Here is a 21,833-nt window from a genome sequence, read left to right on the forward strand (position 1 = left end):
TGCATCCTAAAGGTATAATTCAAAGAGTTTCCTTCGCCTTTAATTTCGTTGTCCATCTCCTGCCCTTGGAAGCCATAACGGTAACTGTCGCTTTGTCCGTGTCTAGTTGGGACTAACATACCAAAAGGGTAATAGTCACTATAACTAAGAACGTCTGGTACAAAAGTAGTAAAAGCAACTGTATTAGTTATAGATTCTCTAGTTGTTGTTACATTATCTAAAGTAAACACTTCCTCGATACCATCTTTGTCTCTGGTACGTTCCCATTGTATCATGGTTACAACTCCCGTGGCGGTAAAGCTTATGTTTTGTCTGCCTGTAGCGGTATCAATTTTGCTGGTTAATATAGTGCCAAAATTAGAGGCTTTTACTTTTATTTCTGGCGAGCTCACTAACTCTAAATCGTAGGTTACGGTATATTTTTTGCCTGCTTCGGTAAGCATACCATAAGACATACCTTCCTGTATGTCATCAACTGCCATTACCAATTTATCGGTGTTGGTGGTGACTTTTGCTCCCGAGTTTGGATTCCAATTATTATCTACTCCTATGTTTTCCCAGCCTGTAAAATCAAACTGTTTTAGTATTTCTTGGCTTGGCAAATTCCCTAACCCTGCTAGTTTCCTGTCGCTAATTACACTTAATACGTTTCCTAAATGATTAGACAACTCATAACGTTTGTCTCCTACATAACGGTAATATTCTTTGAACGCTCCAATTGCGGCTACTGTTCCAGCTCCTTGATCCAAGCCTTCGCATAGATCGCCTACGCCATTATGATTGGCATCGGCTTGATCGGGATTGTTTATCGTACTACAATTGTCGCATACATCGCCTATTCCGTCTTTGTCAATGTCGCTTTGGTCAAAATTTGCAATTAATTTGCAATTATCGCAATCGTCGCCCACATTATCTTTGTCGGTGTCGGTTTGTGAGGGGTTTGCCGTTTTGCAATTGTCGCACACATCGCCTGTGCCATCGCCATCGGTGTCTTCTTGTTTTGGGTTGAAGATGTTGGGGCATTTGTCATTGATGTCTTTTATACCATCGCCGTCTTTGTCTCCTTCGGCCGAGCCACAATAGCCTTCCACAAAAGTAACGCTTGTAGTATTCATACTAATCGAGCCGTCTTTGGATGAAGTGTTGTTGGCCGTACTATTGGCAGTGCCATCAAAAGCAAACTCATTCCATACAGGGTGTTCATCATCATTATTCTCGTTGATTACTTGATAAGTAAAATCACACATACTGTTAGGGACGCCCTTGACAATAGGATTTGCACCCAAAGCATTATCAAAATCAGTAGGAATCAATCCAGTTCTCCCTTTTCCATTAGAAACACTAGAAATATCTTTGGTTGCTGTTATCCCTTTATTGCTAATTGCAAATTTATTGCCGTTTATAAAAACAACAGGTTCAAATTTGTTTGTGGCAAAATTTCGTTGAACTACTACATCCAAATCCCATTCCGATTCTGGAATTGCAGTGTTGACTACAAAGGTTTCTGTATTCAATCTATCCGTTCGTTCATCCCAATAACGCCATTTTGGCCAAACTCTTTTTCTTTTGGCAGACGAATTTCTTTGTAATCCTTTGGAGGAGAAGCTCAATTTGTAGGTTTGATTTTTAGAATCGCGTTCTATCATTACTTCAAAAGAGCTGTAATAATCAATAAAATCATTCCCTCCGCCACGGGTAATGGCATTTTTAAGTTCGAACAAACTTCTTTTAGAACCTGATGTAAAAGTAGTGTTATCTAATTTTAGGTGCGCCTTAAAATTGATTGTATTGGTTATAGGTGCATCAAAATCAAAAAAGTTCAAATTACTTTTCGTATCCTTCCAAGTGATGCTATTTTTTCCTGTAAACAGCAAACCTGCAATTGTAGTAGCTGTACTACTTTGCATGGCAGACAAGTTTGGTGTACTGGCAAGTTGTCGCTCTGTATTTTTTAAGGTAGAGGCAAAGGCATCAGCAGTAATTTCTTTTCGACCTTGTTCTACACCGAGTCGGCTACTGCCGTAAATAGTTTGCTCTACAAGAAAATACTTTGTTGTTCCGCCCTGGGTTACCATTTCATAAGTACTCAACACATTGCCTTGAGCATCGCGCTCATAATACGTGATGGTTGTTGCTGTTTTTGTAGGATTCACTACTTTTTTGGCAATTCGGTTTCCTAAACCATCATACTCAAAACTAATAACTGCACCATTCCTTTTGGTAATTTTGCTTACTTTACCATCCACACGCCATTCAATCTTGTCTAATTGTTCTTTCGCATCTTTAGTCAGCTGCCCTATTTCGTCATAAGCATAATTATTAGGGTCTTGGTCATCAATATCTAAAGAAGTATCATTGTCAACGCCATTCGTAAATGCTTTATTTGGCACGGTATCATCTACATTTCCTAATTGATTTGTAGGCAAAAACACCCCTGTTTTAACACCCGCTTTTGTTATAACCTCTTTAGTCAAGTATTTATAAGTTAGATTGTCCATAACTGCAATAGTTCCATCTTGTTTTGGAGCAGTATTATACAATGTCAATAAATTACCGTTTCTGTCGTAACTATAGCTTGATTGGTAAGATGGCTTTGAACCACTAAGCGATATCGCTTCGGTATTCATAGTCATGATGCGGTTGAGCTGATCGTAAGTATAACGATTAAACTGTGTTGCTAATGACTGCTGTTTGGTGTCTAACAAGGAGGTAACCATCTCCTTGATGTTTCCGTTGTACAGGTTTGCATTGCCTTCTTTTTTCCCTTCTTTGCTAAGACTGAATACATTTTTGGTAAATTCAGTGTTTTTTCTAGATTGATAATCTCCTGTATAATAATTCAAAGCAAAACCAAAGGCATCTTTGGCTACATTTAAACCATCTTTTCCAGCATCATAAGCGGTATTCAATTGTTCTGAATTGACCCCTTTTAACCAACCTTGCAAGGTGTAAATATAATCGAGTCCTTGTACTTTCTTGTCTCCAATTTCTACACGAGCCAATGGCCCATGGTCGTAATAGAGATAGTTGGCTTCTTTTTCCCAAATAATGTTGTCTTTACTGGTATAAACCTGATTGATTCTATTGTCGGCATCATACTCATATCGATGTATAAATTGGTCTGTTTTGGTAGGCTGATATGTTACTTTGTTTACGTTTCCGCTTATTAAATCATAATCGTATACAATTTTTTTAACTATTTTTTTCTGGTTATCAAAAGCAATTGCCTCTTTAGTATTCGTATGGTGGAGCATTTCTTTTACATTTCCGTGCACATCATAATCGTATAAAATAGCATCTTCATAGGCCGAAGAAAGGGTCTTGCTTTCCATTGCAGAAAAGTAGAGAACAGCCGTGACTCTTTTATGACTGTTGTCTGATCCGTAAGAGGTAAACAAAGCCGATGTACTTGCAAGTGGAGCATCATACAACGTTTTGGTAACTTGCTGGGTGTATTTTCCTAAATTATATGGAAAAGTATCGGCAATAGCATCTACGGGAACTTCTTTGGCATCAATGGGAACTGGTACAACATCACCGTAAACCAATCTTCCATTATCATTAATGCTTACCGCAGTAGTTGCCTTTATTTGCCCTGCTTCGGTAATTCGACCTAAACCATCATAACGAGTATAACTCAATTGGGCAGCTGGTTTTTGTTTTGCATTTTGAGACGATACAATTCTTCCCAAAGCATCATACGCAAATTGGGTTTCTCCTCCATCTGGTGTTTTTTGCCAAACCAATTGATTTAATGAATTGTAACGGTATTGCGTTTGCAAAGTATTTGCTGGAACAACAGCTACACCATCAACAAGCGTTAAATCCTCTTTTTCAGAATCATTTTTTCGAACTGTGTTTATAGTCTTATCCGAGTTGGGTGTTAATCTGTGAACCCCTTCTGGCGGTACTGTTTGTATCAAATTACCCGCTTGATCATAATAATACAACGTATATTGATACTCTTTGTCTGCAGCAGTTTGGGTCAAGGTTTCGGTTATCCCTTCTAATGCTTCCTTTAAATAATTCTGAATGAATTCTTCTTTTTTATTTGCATAAAAGGATTCTTCCAATTGTTGTTTATTGGATGCTTTTATTGACGCTGCAAATAACTCACAAGGAGTTAATATAGCAGGGTTCTCTATTTCTAAACTAAAAGTTGGCACCATCATTGCTGGTACACATTCTTTATTATCCAAAATATACTTGTCGGCAAATTGCGACCAAGTTAATGCTTCTTGTGTTGGAGTTTTAGGTTGAGCTTCCAGATAATTGAAATAATAATTGACTACCAGTTGAGTTTTACTATTACCATAATGCAACTTGGTAGCACCAAACTCGCTAATAGTTAGAAACAAAGGGTTTTTAACACTCGAAATTCTTAACTTATTCAAGTAATAAATATACTCTTCACTAATATATCCATAATTAGCCTCACAAAAAAAGAGACCCTCTTTGTCGAGATTAGTTGAAAATACATAATCTGCAACTTGTGATTTCACATTCGATCGAAATGACATCCATTTATCCCCACAAACTATAGGGGCAACTGTTGGAGGAATACAAATATTAGAACAATTAGAAGCAACTGGAGCAGGAGTTATTGGATCACCATCACGCAAAGCAAATAACCTCCCTGAAGTCGCTTTTCTACTCATAAAAGAGGATGGCGATGTACTATTTTGATAATCAATCACTCCCTGATTAGAGAGGGTAACATATATATCACCTAAACCAGCCAAAGCATTTTTGCTTGATAATTTTGGAGGGTAAATTTCCGAAGCAAATTGACAATAAGGTACTGCAATAGCTCGTGCTTCATGTTTTGTTATTTCTACAAAAGTATAATGTGAAATTGCACTACCGACTTGATTTACTGTTTTACCTTGGTTATCGGTAAAATTGACAACAAAACTTAGGTCACTTTTTATATCAATATAATTAATCCTTTTAGCGCTCTTTAAATTTACATCATAAAAATTAATGAAATTTTTATTGTTTACACTTCCCGAATTTTCATCAAAAGTAATACTCATCAAACCATTCTCGATAACAACAGAATAGCGATCCATGACCACGCTTTTCAAATTATTTACTCTATAACGCGTTCTTTCTGCTTGAAAATGGGATGCCAACTTAGATTGCTCCACAAAATTTTTGATTGATGTATCGTCTGAAATACTTCCTGCTTTATAGAAATCCCCATCTTCATTTATAGCGTAATTATTATTCTCTAACAGATTATTTAAAATATCCTTAACTCTTTGCTCATAAACAAACTCATCATTAGCTACTACCTCACAAGAAGTTACAGGAGTGTAAGGAGGATTTGTATCACATGGTAAATTTTTTGGAATTATAGGACAGGGGTCGCATAAATCAAAAATACCATCACCATCAGTATCTACAGGCCCACAGTCTCCAGGCCCACCAGGTCCGCAAATATCTCCATATCCATCTCCGTTATAATCCGTATCACCACATGGGGAACAACAGGCAAAATACAAAGGCATAGTTACAACACTAGAACCTATTATACCCGTTATTTGTCTATTTCTAAAAAACCTTGTTTTAATACGGATGTTTAGCAAATTACTACTGTTCCCAGATTGTGCTCCGTTAATGAATACACTTTTTATTACATCGTTTCCTAAACTGTAGTTTCCAAGATTCACAGAAACTCGTTTCAAATCATTTACTGTAATAGAAATGCCCTCTGAATTGTTATGCCAATTCACTCTATCTCCAGCTTTGACACCGAAATATTCGTACAAGTATCCATTTACAAAAGTAGCATCAGCAGCAATATTTAAATCCGCACTTTTTAAAGTACTGTTCGCTTGCAAATGAAGTACTAACTCATTGAATGCTGTACTAAACTTTTGCTTTTTATCGCATGGTGCAACTACAAGTGCTCCACATTCTGAAATATTTGCTTTAGTAATTCCATCAATAAGTATTTCTTCGGGGGTGGTACAACTTGATACAGTTCCCTTTCTATTTATAATCCCTACGATACGAAATCTATAGGTTTTAAGCACCTTGTCAAAAGACTCTGGTATGGCATACATACTTTTAAATCCTATAATATCCGCCCATTTTGGTGGAGTGACAGTTGCGCCACAAGGATTTTGATAGTTTATAAAACTCTTAGCAAAACTCAATTCTATTGGAGTAGAAATATCATTTCCGTCTTGGGTAAAAACAATATTTAGTTTACCTCCAACCTCGCGGGTGGTAATTTTTGGGCTATTTACAGAACCCTCTAAATTAAACCCTAGATTTGCCTGAGCATTAAATACACTTGAAGTTAAATAAGGCATACTCCAGGTATTAAAACCATTAATCAACAACCCTTTATCCTGAATAGTAGTATCTACTAAACCTTTTAGAAAATTTTCTAAATCAAATGAGATAGGACATCTTCCTGTTTCTGCATACATTTTAGAATCTGTACTTGCTTTTGTAGCGGCCAAGAATTCCGTATCGCCAATAGCGGAATCATAACCAAAATCCGCAGGAACAAAACGCTTTACTTTGTCTTTATACAAAGCTGATGTTACACTAGAACAAGCCAATTCAATTCCAGTACCAGCTGGAGTTGTAGCGGGTAAAACACCATCTTCGGGAATTGAATTAATAAGTGTTATGAGACTCTCGTAATTATTTGGGGATGCTACATTATATTTTATAAATAAAGTAACAAAAGTATCTTTGCTCTCCGTATTCCCGATACAATCATTATAATTATTGTTTTTGCTGGCATAAATATGAGCAAAAACAGTGCGGGTTTTTTCTTTCAACGCAGTATAATACGAGCGGAAATTAGACCATATTCTTTGTTTAATAGTTAAATCTGCAATATTGCCATTCTGCCCCAATTTGTCAATAATATCCAATAATTGAGAATTAGTGGCATTTGAAAAAGTAGTATAGGCAGATTGTGGGGCAATCCCGTTGGAGAAAACAGCAAAATAATAAGCTGCTTGCAACATATTCAGTTTTTTACCCGATGATAAAGTCATACCGTCAAAATTCACTTCTAGTGCTTCTTTCATCAAAGCTTTTCGAACAGTGTATTCTCCTGATATTAATTTATCATCATCATTTATAGCACTATAAAATGGGTCGCCATTGTTGGCGTCACTATCAATATCCAATAATTGAGCAATTGTACCAGTACTACTAAAAATGGTGTTATTTATAGCTTTGGTTTCTGCATCATAAAACTCTTTTTTACGCAAATTCTCATTAAAACCATCTGAGTTAAAACCCTCTCCATTTGTTTTGCTACATAAATTCAAATTGTAAGTGTAATACGCGTACTCAGGGTGAAACTGCACCAATGATTTAGCCCAACTCGGTTTCCAAAGAGCTACAAACTGAGCTACATTTTTTAAATACTTTGGTTGAACTAGGTAATCATTAATGTCATCACTTTCTGGATCATGTTCTAAATCTGTTAAGGTAACACTATCCTCCAAAGCAGGCTCATAAACGTTTAACTTAGGGTTTTCAGCATATTCACTAACAAGTTTAACTCTAATTTTGGAGACAGAACCATCCTCTTCCTTATAAGAACCATCAAATGGTTTTTTCCAATTGTAGTTAGAAATATTCTCTGTTACGTCTTTATCAGCAGCATCTTTATAGGTATGTATTGTATATCCTCCATACAGCAATTGATTGTTTTTGTTAAAAAGACTCAAAGGATCAATTATTTTTGATGCAGCTGCAGCAGCATCAGCAACTTCTTCATCATCTTCCGTTTCAATCCCCACAACAGAACCATACTGACCATGTGGACTAACATCATCCAACAACGTATCAAAATTAAGACCACACAAGTTTACGGGTTGCTCGCATAAATTTCTACAGCCAGTTAGCAAACTGTTGAATTCAAATTTAAAATGTTTTTCATCATTAGTAGCTCCCGACCCTTCCTGTGCCTGAACCGTAAGCCTGTTTTTTTCAACATACTTAGCCTCGGCTTTTACAATATAGGATTCTCTTGCGGCAACATTTCCAAGTTTATTAGATTCGGTAGCAAGCAGTAATTGAAAAGCAGTACACTCCTCTGGGGTTAGATTGTCACAAACCAATGATTGTTCACAACTTTTACAAGTTATGTTACAATCCTTCAAATTAATTTCTGTGTCTAATGAAGATAAATCGGGTAAACACTTCGTGCTTTTTCTTAATTCAGCGATAAAATCTGTCGCATATTTATCTAAAACATCAGCATCGACACGGAGGTCTTTGCTTAAAGGATAGGAACCCACCTTTAAAAATTCGCCTCCCTCTTTGGCATTAAAAACCATATTCTTAAAACTTAATTCAGACGCAGTAGTTGCACTTAAGCTAGAAGATCCAATTTTTGAAATCCTTGGATTATTACCTGTAAGTAACTCCAAGGCGCAATCATTTTTTAAACTCATAGACCAATCATACACAAAAGGGTAAAACTTACTATTCAAACAAGTATCCGAGTAGCCTCCCTTGGCTTTGACAAAAGAATATTCTATTTTGACATTTCCTTCTTTTACTACAGCAATAGGAGTATTCAATTTTATTCCATCTTGAACAACGCCATTTTCTCCAGACACATACTTATCATTATTAGACAACAAGTTAGTAGTGGTCATCAGGTGTAAGGTTTTATTCTTCTCATCTTCAAGGGATACTAAACTTCCTTTGTCGTTATTGTCTCCTGCAAGAGCCGTTGCCACTGTTCTACCTTGTGGATCTAAATAGCTCACACTCACTTGACCATTAGGATCAATGACCGTATTCTTTTTATAATGAGAAAAATTCCCTACTTTATAACCAAAAAGACGGTTTAACTCTTCTTGCTTTGGTTGAGAATAAAAATACTGCATTTCATGTCCTGAACCTATTTGATGATTTGAACCCACCCCGCCTTTGCTTTTAATTCTTCCTGTATTATCAGGAGTGTACACGATTTGAGAAAAAGGATAGCCGAAAGCATCAGGAACAAAATCTTGGTAATTATTCTGTGCATCATTCTTTTCGGAGTAATATTTACTAGCCCCTGCTCTACTAGACATTTTAGGAACTGGTATTGGATTACAATCCTTAACACTGGCATTATCCCAATCAAAATCTTTATGAGAATATAAAGAACCCGCTTCATTGGTATTTAAATTAGTATAAAAACGTATCCCAGAAGATTCAATTGGAGTGGGCAATACCTCAATAGCTGCTCTTCCTTGATTATCATAAATAACTTCTCCTACTATAGCTTTGTTGTTTGTATTTACCTTAGTTACCGTTTGACGGTTGCGCAAAGATCCATCAAAATAACTTACGACTTCTTTTTTCTTACCATCTTCTGCAAATGAAGCTTGATATTGCCAGTTTTTTAAACCCGACTCGTGTGCTTTATTAATTTCTATACTATGAGGCCATTCACTTACGTTCTTATAATTATCTGAAATACCCGAAGACCAAACTCCATAATAATTCTTTGAAGTATCATCTAGAAATCGTCCAACAGGTCTTATTCTATACACCAAATATCCATTAGAATACACTAAGGGGATTCTATAACTAACGTCTTTAGTTTGAATTCTCGTACTGTTTTGTTTAAAATCCTGTTCGGTTAACGCAATTTCACTAGGCAATAATTGACCGCCATCTTTTTTATAACTATCAATCCAAGTCCATTCCAATTCATATTCTACAGCGGGTGCTTTGGTGTCTTTTGTCCATTTAATGACAAGCTCTTCGGCTGCATCACTAACTTTAGAAACAGCCTCTTCTTTTGTGCCATTGTATTTCAATAATTGGTAAGATATCGGCAATACCAATGAGTTCGAACCACTCACTTGCAAATTGTAATAACGCTCTGTGTTAAACTTCAAGGCTAAATAGGCTGTAGAAACTGGTACTGACTTCGAATATGTAATCGACACTACTTTAACATCTGCTTTATGAATTCCTGGAAGTTTATAAACAACATAATCATTAAACTCCAATCCTTTCGAACTATTATCATGTACGATAGTAAGTGATACTGTTTTTGGATTTATACCATCTCCTTTACTATCATAAGAAGAAGTTACGCTTAACATTATTGTACAAGTATAAACATCTTTAAAGTCAGAGGCGTCTTTATTAGTATTATCAAATCCAAAATGAATGGTCACATTAGGATTTATAGAAGCAAATAAATTTTGCTTATTTAAATCATTAAACTTAGAATCAACAACTTTTAATATTGCTCCAACTTTTAAATTGTTTCCAGATTTAGAATCAATTACAGGTTCTTCATTCTGTCCAAAGGCAAACAATGAAAAAAATGTAAATACAAAAACTATTATACTTTTATTGATATACATATATCTATTTATTTTAATTATTGGAATTATTTCTTTGATCGACAATCTCATACTTCTGCAAACGCGGAGACAAGACAATTCTATCTTTCCCGAAAGTCGAAAAATAGCTACTGTTTTTAAAAACCGAAGCATTAACCGCTTTCCTGTTGTAATTGGCATAAATCACCTCTAATCTGGGGTAATGCACATCGGGTTTTCTAAAATCCTGCGAAAAATTGGTAGCCGTATTGTAATAAAAAACTTGTTTTTGTAAAAAATAAGTTTTAGAAACCCTAACCTCAATTTTAGAATAGGGAAGACTCGAAAATGGTTTTGCGGTCATGGTAATTTCCCAATATCCCTTATAATCAACGAACTTATCAATTTTGCATAATTCCAGTAATGGCTTCATATCAAAATCACCAAAATAAGTAGGCACAGCAGTTGAAATTTCTATAGCTTTTTCGGGATGGCTAACCTTAAGATTTACCGATTTTGAATTCAGAATCTCTGTTTCGCCAATTTTCATATAGATTTCATTTTGATTGTTTTTATAAAAAACACCGGTATAACTTTCCATAATCTTTTTTGAATCAAAATCCTTGTATAAAACATATTTTGATTGATACTGCAACGGCTTTGCCATACTATATTGTTGTCCTAGTTTTTTAAAAACGGTACGCACTGATTGTGCATTACCCATAAAACCAATAAATAGAAGCCAAACACAAATTATTATTTTACCAAACATACCTTACTCTTTTGTGTTTATATAGCTCCCTGAACGTGTTTCCTGAATTGTTTTAACACCCTTGGCAGTTTCTTTTTTTACACGAACCAGCCCGCCTTCGTTATCATACTCATAGAAAGTACTGTAATTATTCTCATCCAATTCAGACATCAGTTTAAAAGTTTCTGGGTCATAAACGAATGACTTAATGCTTCCTGTTAAAGGGTGTATTCTAATATCATCAAAGTACACCGGAATACTGGCACTTTTGTTTTCTAAAGAAAAACCGATAGTTATGGTAGTAGTAGGCACCTTAAATTTCCATACTATTCTTTGCCAACCATCAATAATTTCTCCAGAAGGATTAGCAGTTTCTGTAGCAATAATATGTCCAGGCACATCTAAAGCTTCTTTTTGTCTATAAAAAACTATGTTAATTGCTGAATTCATATACGATTTTACCTGAGTAAAAGATTCCTCTTTGACCCACGCACTTATTAAATATTCATGACCAGGTTCTGGCTTGAAAGAAAAACAATCATCACAAAAATCCTTAACGGCAGATGTACCACAAATAATTTCATTATCAATCAGTTTGTCTGAAAAATAAGTTTCATCCGAAGCCAATAAATTAAAATTATCATGACCGAAATAAGTCGCGTTCTTAAAATCAATTATACTCGATACCGGAAACTCCGTCTCAGGAAATCCTAATAGATAATGTAAAGACTTGGTCAATCTAGCAGCCACCTTTCCCGTCAAACTTCTTTTTTGCAAGGCTGGATTATAATTAGGATCTTCATTACGATCTAAGGTTTTACCCGTAGATGGTCTATCTACATAAAACCCGTTTTCAATACCTACCACATATAAGTGAGGTGATTCTGGGCTACTCCCTTTAGCATTATTAAATCGACTCATCGTGGTTTTAAGAGTCGTAACATCTGCCGTTTGGCAACCATCGGTAATCATAATAACCACATCTGGTTTTAATGTATAACTTAAGGCTCCGTCCAATCCGCTTTTCCAATAATCAGAGCTGGCGCTTATTCCTGTTGTTTGACCATTTCGCATTCCTAAATTATCAATCCAATCGTAAAATTTACCCAATACTAATATATCTGTAGAAGCTTTAATTGGCTCTACATAATCGGTTCTAGTATTGGTATCACTATCAGACATTCCGGTTAATGAGACATGTATATTAGACCCAATCTTTTCATTAGTCACTCCTTGTTGGTAAACAAATCTTTTTAATTGTTTCTTGATTTTATTCATTTCACTCGAATCTATAGAACCCGATTCGTCTAGTACAAGTGCCACATGCGATACACAGGATAATTCCTTAATACAAAAATCAATATTTCGTACAAATCCATTCGTAGCATCCGATTTTCCATTGCTAAATGCAGTAATAACAGGTGTTTTTGTAGTGGCATCTGTATATTGGCTTAAATCAATATCTACTATAGAACCCGAAACTGGTTTGGGCAGTTGCACATCATTCTCTAAACCGCTCTCCGAAAAAGAAAAACTTATTGTACTAGCGGTATTGATTACATTATAAATGATTGGTTTTTTATCCACCGTATAAGGTGCAAATGCTGCTATTTCTTTTTGTGCATACGTATTGGCATCACTTCCGTCTGGAATGTCTTTTAGTTTATTAGCCAAATTTAACAACAACTTTTTGAGTACTGGAGTATTCTTATTGTCCTTTGTACACGATTGGACATCTACACACAATGCCAACACATCTTTATGTCCTTTTTCTAAAAAGGTAGTAAGCACCTCTTTAAACCCTACTTTGGCAATATCCAATTTCGAAAATTGAACATAATCTGAACTTAAAATAGAATTGGTATCCGAATAATTTACAGGTACTGAACCCATCATTTCGGTTAGAAATTCTACTGGCGTAATGAATGTTTTTTTAGCGGGTAACCCCACTCGTTTTGTTATATAACTAAACTTCCCTTCGTTTACCAAAACAAAAAATATTTTTTTGGCTTTGCCAGAAGCCAATAAGTCTTGATAGGCTCGTTTGGCTCCATCTAATGTAGCGGTATTGTGATCTTCGGAAATAATAAAGAACGAAACATCAACAGGATCCTCTTTCTTCAATGAGGTATTCTTAAGAATTCCATTATTAATCAAAGTGGTAAATGAATTGCTAAAAGTCTGATCCTGGATTCGTATTACTGTTGGCTTATTATTCGAAATGTCATTTGTAGTTCCCACTTTATACACATCACCTGGACTAACTGTAATTTCTTTATTGACAATAACAGCGTTAATAGTCCCTTTATCTGACAAATCAAATGTGGTAGCAAACAATTTTTTGTTCGTGCTGTTTTTCATAAAATCAACAATACCGTTGGCAATATTCATTCTAGAGTCTAGGTTTAAAACTAAACCTCCAAAACCTTTCTTTATATCCGGAATCTTAAAATTGAAATTAAAATGAACCTTAGTACAATACGTAGGCGCACAAGATGCTACAGTTACCTTTTTGATAAACGTTTCAGAACATTGGGTTGCCGTATCTGTTGCTACCATGGTGATGGTATAATCGCCAGGGATAGCAAACGACACATTGTATAAACTAGAAGGACTAGGCATTGAGGAATTTACAACAACTCCAGCAGCATTGGTACTGGTCCAAACATAACTTAAGTTGGGTGCGGTGGTCTCAAACGAAAAGAGTATGTTCTCATTTAGACATAACACTTGTGCTTTTATAATCACTTCTTTTGCAGGAATATTGGCTGGACAACCATTCTCATCGATAATATCCAGTTTTACCAGATATTTTCCTGGGGTAGTAAATGCATAACCATAACTTGTGGTTGTCGTCTCCTGCTTGCTTACCTCTTTGCCTGTTTCATCTGTAATAGTCCAAGTATATTTTGTGCCAGGTAAGCTGTCTTTATTGGCTAGTGCGCTTATTGTCTTACCGCCCACTGCTTGCACCATTTCCAGAAACGAAAAATTTACCGTTTCATTGACTGACAATTTCTCTGACATTACTTTTAGTTCCCCCTCTTTTGGGGTGCAGTTAGTTACCGATAAATGGATTGGGTGTCTTTGTAATGTAAGATCCGTTATTTGGGGATTTTTTGAAACACAATAATAATCTCCAGCATTTGCAGCTGATAAATTCGAAATTGTGTAACTTCTATTATTAATAGACACATCGGTTACTGCAACACCATTCTTAAACCACTGAAAAGTATCAACGTTGGGAACATATCGACCGTCCTCACACATTGTTAATGTTACAGTGTTTCCTGAAACCCCAGCAACTGTTTTTTCTGAATCTGTTTTAGATTGCCAAATATAACTAAAATCAAGAAATTTAGACATATTAGTTTGATATTCGTCAAAGAAATCAACAAATCGAAAATTATTATAGCTAAAATTCAAACTTTTGAGTTTAGCAAGACTGGTAAATATCTTTGGAATTGGACCACTCAACTTATTTGAATATACACGTAAGCTATTAAGATTTAAAAGATTACCAAATTCAGGAGGTATTCCGCCACTCAGTTGATTATCTTGTAATTCAAACATTATTAAATTTTTATAACTACCTATTTGTGAAGGGATTTTTCCTTGTAATTTATTTCTATGCAAATAGAAATGTTCTAATAATGGCATTGTGCCTATCTCAACTGGAAATCCACTAAATTGACAATTTTGAAGCTGAAGGAATTTTAAATTATTCATTTTGAATATCCCTGAAGGTATAGTACCCTCAAAATTATTTCCAGCTAAACCAAGCCATTCAAGATCAACTGAATCCATGAAATCTGTCGGTAATTCTCCTGTAAATTGATTAGTTCCCAATCCTAAACTTTTTAAATCTTTTAAGAAATTCATTTCCTGCGGAATTTTTCCTGAAAATTGATTAAAATTCAAAGAAAGAAATTGTAATGACTTTAGATTGCCAATAGTCGATGGGAGTTCACCTATTAATTTGTTATAGGCTAATGAAAGATAAGTTAAACTTTTCAAAGCTCCTATCTCTTTTGGTATAAATCCATCTAGATTATTATTATTAAGATATAAACTTATTACTGAACCATTAAAAACTCTAACACCAAACCATGTAGAAACATCCGAATTGGGATTATTAACATCCCATAATCTTTCTGTGTTTTCCCATTTAGATCCATTAGTACTTTTATATAAGGCAACTAATGCCTCACGTTCAATATCTGATACCTTAGCAGTTACAAGTCCCTTTCCGCTTGATTTATTATTAATTATCTGACCTTTAATTATTTTACTCTTAATTTCATTCGATATTTTTTCAGAAATTACAAACAGTGATTTTTGCATCTCTCTAGTCAATGCAATCTCTCTATCCATATCTTGTTCTTTTACGCCATGTTCTTTGAGCATGGTGGTAGTTCGAGCCACATCAAAACCTATTTGCTGATCACTTAAATCCTGAGCAAAAGTTGCCAAAGAACAAAGTACCAAACAAAAAGTAAGGATCCAGTATTTTTTTATTTTAAAACAATTTGTCATATTTCCTAATATGTTATTTTTTTATACTTTTTGTTTGTTTATAAACAATTGTAAGCTTGCTATTGCTACGTCAAAACTTATTTAAGCGCTGTTCGATTAAAATCAGTCAAGAGGAATTAATTTTCTGGAACAATCACTGGGTCAGTAGAATCGCAATCTGTTGTAACTCTAATAATGTATCTACCCATAAAAGTTATTTCATCACTATAAATAATACTTTCTATTGTTCCTGCGCAATTTAGGAATGAAGCATTATAACACAAACCTGCCATCCTTGGTCGCAGTTGCAACTCTTGGCAAGGAGCACAAACACTAGCATAATTAGTAGCGACAATACTTGCGGCAGCAATTTCTTTACAACCATTTTCGAGTGCACCAACGAAAACTCTTTTCTGAATACCATTTTCATCGATATAATCTACCCATGAATTGCTTTGGGGGTCATATTTTGTATCAAAAGCAGACCAATACCCTTGATATTTAAAAACACATGTTCCTTTAGTATTGGCATTGGCTTGCCCTTCGGTATTAAATTTAGCTAATCCTTTGGCATTTGCATCGGCTTGAGATAGCGTAGAAATAACTGCTCCAGCAGGAAGACTAAAGTTAACGCTAGATCCTGAATCAACTTCGCAATTATTTCTAGTAAATGAACCACTTTGGGCTACACTTTTAAATGTACAAATTCCTTTGGTATTGGCATACGCCTGACCATTGGCGGTTACATCTGCCAGTGCTTGTGCATCTGCAGCTGCCTGAGAGCTGTTCGAATGATACTTGCCTGCCTCTACGGTATAGGTTACTGCTACTGATGTGCCTCCACCGCAGTTTCTAGTAAATGAACCACTTTGGGCTACACTGTTAAATGTACAAATTCCTTTGGTATTGGCATACGCCTGACCATTGGCGGTTACATCTGCCAGTGCTTGTGCATCTGCTTCTGCCTGAGAGTTGTTCGAATGATACTTGCCTGCCTCTACAGTATAGGTTACTGCTGCTGATGTACCTCCTCCGCAGTTTCGAGTGAATAAACCACTTTGGGCTACACTGTTATATGTACAAATTCCTTTGGTATCGGCATACGCCTGACCATTGGCGGTTACATCTGCCAGTGCTTGCGCATCTGCAGCTGCCTGAGAGCTGTTCGAACTATATTTGTTGGCCTCTACGGTATAGGTTACTGCTGCTGATGTGCCACCTGCCCCACAGTTTCGTGTGAAGGAACCACTTTGGGCTATACTCTTAAAGTTAAAAGTACAAATCCCATGGGTATCGGCATACGCCTGACCATTGGCGGTTACATCTGCCAGTGCTTGCGCATCTGCAGCTGCCTGAGAGCTGTTCGAACTATATTTGTTTGCCTCTACGGTATAGGTTACTGCTGCTGATGTGCCACCTGCCCCACAGTTTCGTGTGAAGGAACCACTTTGGGCTATACTCTTAAAGTTAAAAGTACAAATCCCATGGGTATCGGCATACGCCTGACCACNNNNGTTTCGTGTGAAGGAACCACTTTGGGCTATACTCTTAAAGTTAAAAGTACAAATCCCATGGGTATCGGCATACGCCTGACCACTGGCGGTTACATCTGCCAGTGCTTGCGCATCTGCAGCTGCCTGAGAGCTATTCGAACTATATTTGTTGGCCTCTACGGTATAGGTTACTGCTGCTGATGTGCCGCCTGCCCCACAGTTTCGAGTGAAGGAACCACTTTGGGCAATATTCGTATAGGATTTGGTTTCTACATTGATACTAACATTAATTGGCGTGCCAGAGCAATCACCTAATATAGGAGTTATGGTATAAACTGCAACACCTTTAGCACTACCGGTATTTGTTACTAATTGCGCTATAGAATTCCCACTTCCTTCTGTGGCTCCAGTTACGCCTGTTTGTTGTACAGTCCAATTAAATGTTGTTCCAATGGCTGTACTGCTCAACATTATATTGGTTGTTTGTCCAGAAGAAATAGTTTGAGAGAAAGGAGTCGCCATAACATTAGCCTGACATCCAGCATTACCAATTTTGATGGTTCCCGTTATAGCAGTACAGGCGGGTAATACTGTTGTAAAAGTTTCAAAAGGAGTTATACATCCTTTCTCATCCTTAACATTCAACACTACTCGATACTTTCCTGCTGCGTTAAAAGATTGTGTTGCAATGGCAGTTGTAGCTTTGGCTAACTCTGTCTTATTGTCTAAATTATAAAAAATCCAATCGTAAGTTACATTTGTTGCCGTCGTCTCTAAAGAGAAAGTGGCATTTACATTTGCATTTAGAACCTGTGGTGTAGATTTGAGGGTTCCTGCTATTGAAATACAATCCACAGGACAAAAATCGATATATCGAACCTCCGACTCTAATTGACAATCTCCAGGCTGCAATACAACTCTATCTGGATTTGCGTTTTTACCCTCTTCCACTTGCCTAACATAACACGATACTAAATAGTCATCTGAAGTACTATATTGGTCCAAATTAAAGTAAATAATTCGCTCTATATTAGAATTTAATTCGGCTGAAGTCCAATTGGCGTCAAAATTAATCCCTCTTGGAATCGAAAGGTGAACATCATATTCTCTATTTGGAGCAAATGAAAAATCAATTTTGGTAATTTCTCCGTACTGGTTCTTAGTGGATACAAAATTATATATTCTGTCTGCAATTCCATTTGTAATATAAGGCTTTAAGGCTTTCAATTCTGCAGAAGCTTCACTTGTATTAATCTGAGCATCGGTCTCTCCAAGAAGTGATCTTGATATTAGGTTTTTTAATAAATTAAAATACAACTCTTTAACTACAACAGCTTTTGGATTTAATGTTGTGCAACTCTTATCTATTATGCACCCAACCATTACAGTACGTTTAGTAACACATCCTTTACCATTGTCAATCTCTAATTCAACTTTGTGAAATCCTGCTTTAGTAAGAGTGATCGGAAATCTTTTTTGATTACCCTCGCTAATTAATACAAAGTTTGGGTCGTATAACTTCCATTTGAAAGTATAAAGGGAAACTTCACGATAATCTTCAGCATTTAAAAATTTTGTCACGTTTGCTTTAGCAAAAAATGTAGGCCCGTAGGTATATTCATCATCTGCGCTTATACTTACACCGCCCTTATATATCCAAAAATAGTCACATGCATCAATAACTTGATATTCTTTTGAATAATCCGTGGTACAACCATTAGGGTCTGATATTTTTAAATTAATTATATAATCACCGATTACAGTAGGATTTACAGTAAATTTTTCTTGTTCACCCGAAAAAACTACAACTCCATTTTTAACAAAATCCCATTTATAACTAAGACCAGCAGTGTAAGAGTAAGAAGGATTGAAAGAAATAACTGTTTCGGAATTGACCGAAAGTTGGTTACCGCTCCCAGGAGCACTTATATATCCTTCACGTTCATTTGCAGGAACAACACAAACAATTGCATCTCTAGTTTTTAAAGGTCTTTCAAATGAAGAACAGCCAGTAGCATCCGTAACACGCAAAGTAACTTTGTAATCCCCCGCAATTGTTAATGTAATAGGAAATACGACCTGATTACTAGACGCTATTAATAAATTACTTGAGTTATATAAATTCCATTGATAGGATAAGTCCGTACTAGATGAATAATTGTTAAATGACAAATTCGTTACTTTATTAAGTATTACTCCAACTAAATCTCCATAAGGATAAGGTGGATTTATACTACCATTACGGTTTGGAGAATAGGAATCAACACAATTATCGATGACAGTTACTGTATATTCTGGAAGAGTAGTTGTGCAACCATTAGCATCTGTAACTACTAGTTTTACTTTATAAGTGCCTGGTACAGTATAGATTTGAGATACCTGTGCAGTTGTTGCTTTGGCTTTCTCTGTATTGTCTAAATTATAAAAAGTCCATTCATAAGTTAAGCCTGTAGCTGTGGTTTCGAATGAGAAATTAGTGTTTTCGTTTATTATTGGTTTCAAAGTCGATGCTTTGATTGTTCCTTCAATAGAAATACATGGTTGGGTTACAATTACTTTATAATCAGGAAACTTTGTTATACAACCATTAGCCTCAGTAACCTCTAGTCGTACTAAGTAAGTTCCAGCTACGCTATAGGATTGTGTTGCTGTTGGGGTGGTTTGAGTGCCATCTTTTACAACAGTCCCGTTTGCGTCATTAAAGAATGTCCATTTATAGGTTAAGCCTGTTGCTGTAGTGTTTAAAGAAAATGTAGTACTGGCATTGACAACTGTACTCTCCGTAGAGGCTTTGAGGGTTCCTACTACTGTGCTACAAGGAATTACTTTTAGTGTAATTGGCTCTCGCTCTAAGACCAACGATGACATGTCTGGATTTTTTGCGTGATACGATTTACATACATAAGTAGCCGCATCTGTTGCCAATAGGCTTGATATGGTATAGACACTACTTTCTGCTTTATCAATTTTAATACCATTTTTAAACCATTGGTAGGTATCATCTGCTAAATAACGAGTATCTCCATCTGCAAACATTTTTAAGTCAATAGATTGTCCAGTTCCTTTGGTGAGGGTTTCTGGGGTGTTGATTTTGGCTTGATTGTAGTACTCAAAATTTACTCTTGTAGGCATTTTTATTTTTAAATATTGAAATACATCAACAAAATCTACAAAACGAAATTGATTATTTTGTAAATGAAAATAAGTAAGACGTGTCAATTTTCCTACTTCCGCAATACTGCCAGAGAATTGATTAAAAGATAAATACAGATTTTCAAGACTCGTTAATTTCCCTATTTCAACAGGAAGACTACCAGAGAATTTATTAAACCTTAAATCCAGTTGATAAAGACTCGTTAATTTTCCTATTTCTGCGAAACTACCAGAGAACTGATTTTCACTTAAATTCAGATCCTTAAGACTTGTTAATTTCCCTATTTCAACAGGGAGACTACCAGAGAATTGATTTCTCTGTAAACTTAGATTAGTTAGACTCGTTAATTTTCCTAATTCTGCAATACTACCAGAGAATTGATTAACACTTAAAAACAGATCCCTAAGCATCGTTAATTTTCCTATTTCAACAGGAAGACTACCAGAGAATTTATTACCAGATAAATTCAAATACCTAAGACTCGTTAATTTTCCTATTTCTGCAATACTACCAAAGAATTGATTAGCACCTAAACTCAAAACCGTAAGACTTGTTAATTTTCCTATTTCTACAGGAAGACTACCAGAAAATTGATTACTTGTTAAACCCAAATACGTAAGACTTGTTAATTTTCCAATTTCTACAGGAAGAATACCAGAAAATTGATTAGCTTCTAAACTCAAAAACGTAAGACTTGTTAATTCCAATATTTCGGCAATACTACCTGAGAATTTATTAGAACTTAAATTCAGAAACGTAAGACTCGTTAATTTTCCTATTTCTGTAATATTACCAGAGAATTGATTAATAAATAAATTCAAATAGGTAAGTTTTGTTAAATTACTTATTCCAATAGGTAAATTACCAGAGAATTGATTCACAGATAAATCCAGCTTCGTAAGACTCTTTAATTGTCTTATTTCTGCAATACTACCAGAGAATTGATTATTATTTAATTCCAGATGCGTAAGACTCATTAATTTCCATATTTCGACAGGAAGACTACCAGTCAAGAGATTATGAGGCAAATAAAGAACTTTAAGAAAACTTAAATTACCTATTTCTTTAGGTATTGTACCAACAAGATTATTAGTCGCAAGACTCCCCACATTATTAAACATACCTAATCCTACTACATGTCCATTTTCTACGGTAACACCAAACCATTTGGATACATCAGCGGTAGGATTAGTGATATCCCAAACACTATAATTGTATTTAGTACTTTTCCAATTTGCCCCTCCCGTACTATTGTAAAAAGCGATAAGCGCATCCCGCTCTATTTGTGGGATATCAACAAATGCTGCTTTTGCAGTATTAGAGTTACGACTTGTATTGACTTTAGCGGTTTGCTCTGCCATAATTTTCTGCAAAATACCTTCCTCTATTTTTTTCATCTCCACATGTCGGTGAATCTGCATCTCCCGCATCATAGCAATTTCTCGAGCAATATCTTGGTCTTTTGCTCCATGCTCCTTAAGCATAATGGTCGCGCGAGCCACATCAAACCCTATCTCCTGATCACTAAGTTCCTGAGAAAATCCAGCAGTGGTAATAAAAAAACTTATAATACTAAAAACTAATGTATATTTTAATTTCAT

General features: G+C 35.7%; 4 protein-coding genes. All 4 read right to left on the reverse strand.

The genetic code is table 11. The features are described 5' to 3' along the window. Positions 1 to 10,361, reverse strand: a 10,361-nt coding sequence (locus FNW52_RS20975) for a thrombospondin type 3 repeat-containing protein (protein ID WP_221933400.1), incomplete at its 3' end; no start/stop codon positions are given. Positions 10,362 to 10,374: 13 nt separating this feature from the next. Next, positions 10,375 to 11,091: a hypothetical protein gene (locus FNW52_RS14850; RefSeq protein ID WP_143378229.1), complete on the reverse strand. Its 717-nt coding sequence runs from the start codon at positions 11,089 to 11,091 to the stop codon at positions 10,375 to 10,377. A 3-nt stretch (positions 11,092 to 11,094) separates the two neighbouring features. Next, positions 11,095 to 15,606, reverse strand: a complete 4,512-nt coding sequence (locus tag FNW52_RS14855) for a VWA domain-containing protein (protein WP_143378230.1) — start codon at positions 15,604 to 15,606, stop codon at positions 11,095 to 11,097. A gap of 116 nt (positions 15,607 to 15,722) precedes the next feature. Continuing rightward, on the reverse strand, positions 15,723 to 21,833 hold the full coding sequence (locus FNW52_RS14860; RefSeq protein WP_143378231.1) for a DUF5977 domain-containing protein: 6,111 nt from the start codon (positions 21,831 to 21,833) through the stop codon (positions 15,723 to 15,725).

The organism is Flavobacterium sp. ZT3R18, from assembly GCF_007097385.1.
In the GTDB taxonomy this organism is placed as follows: domain Bacteria; phylum Bacteroidota; class Bacteroidia; order Flavobacteriales; family Flavobacteriaceae; genus Flavobacterium.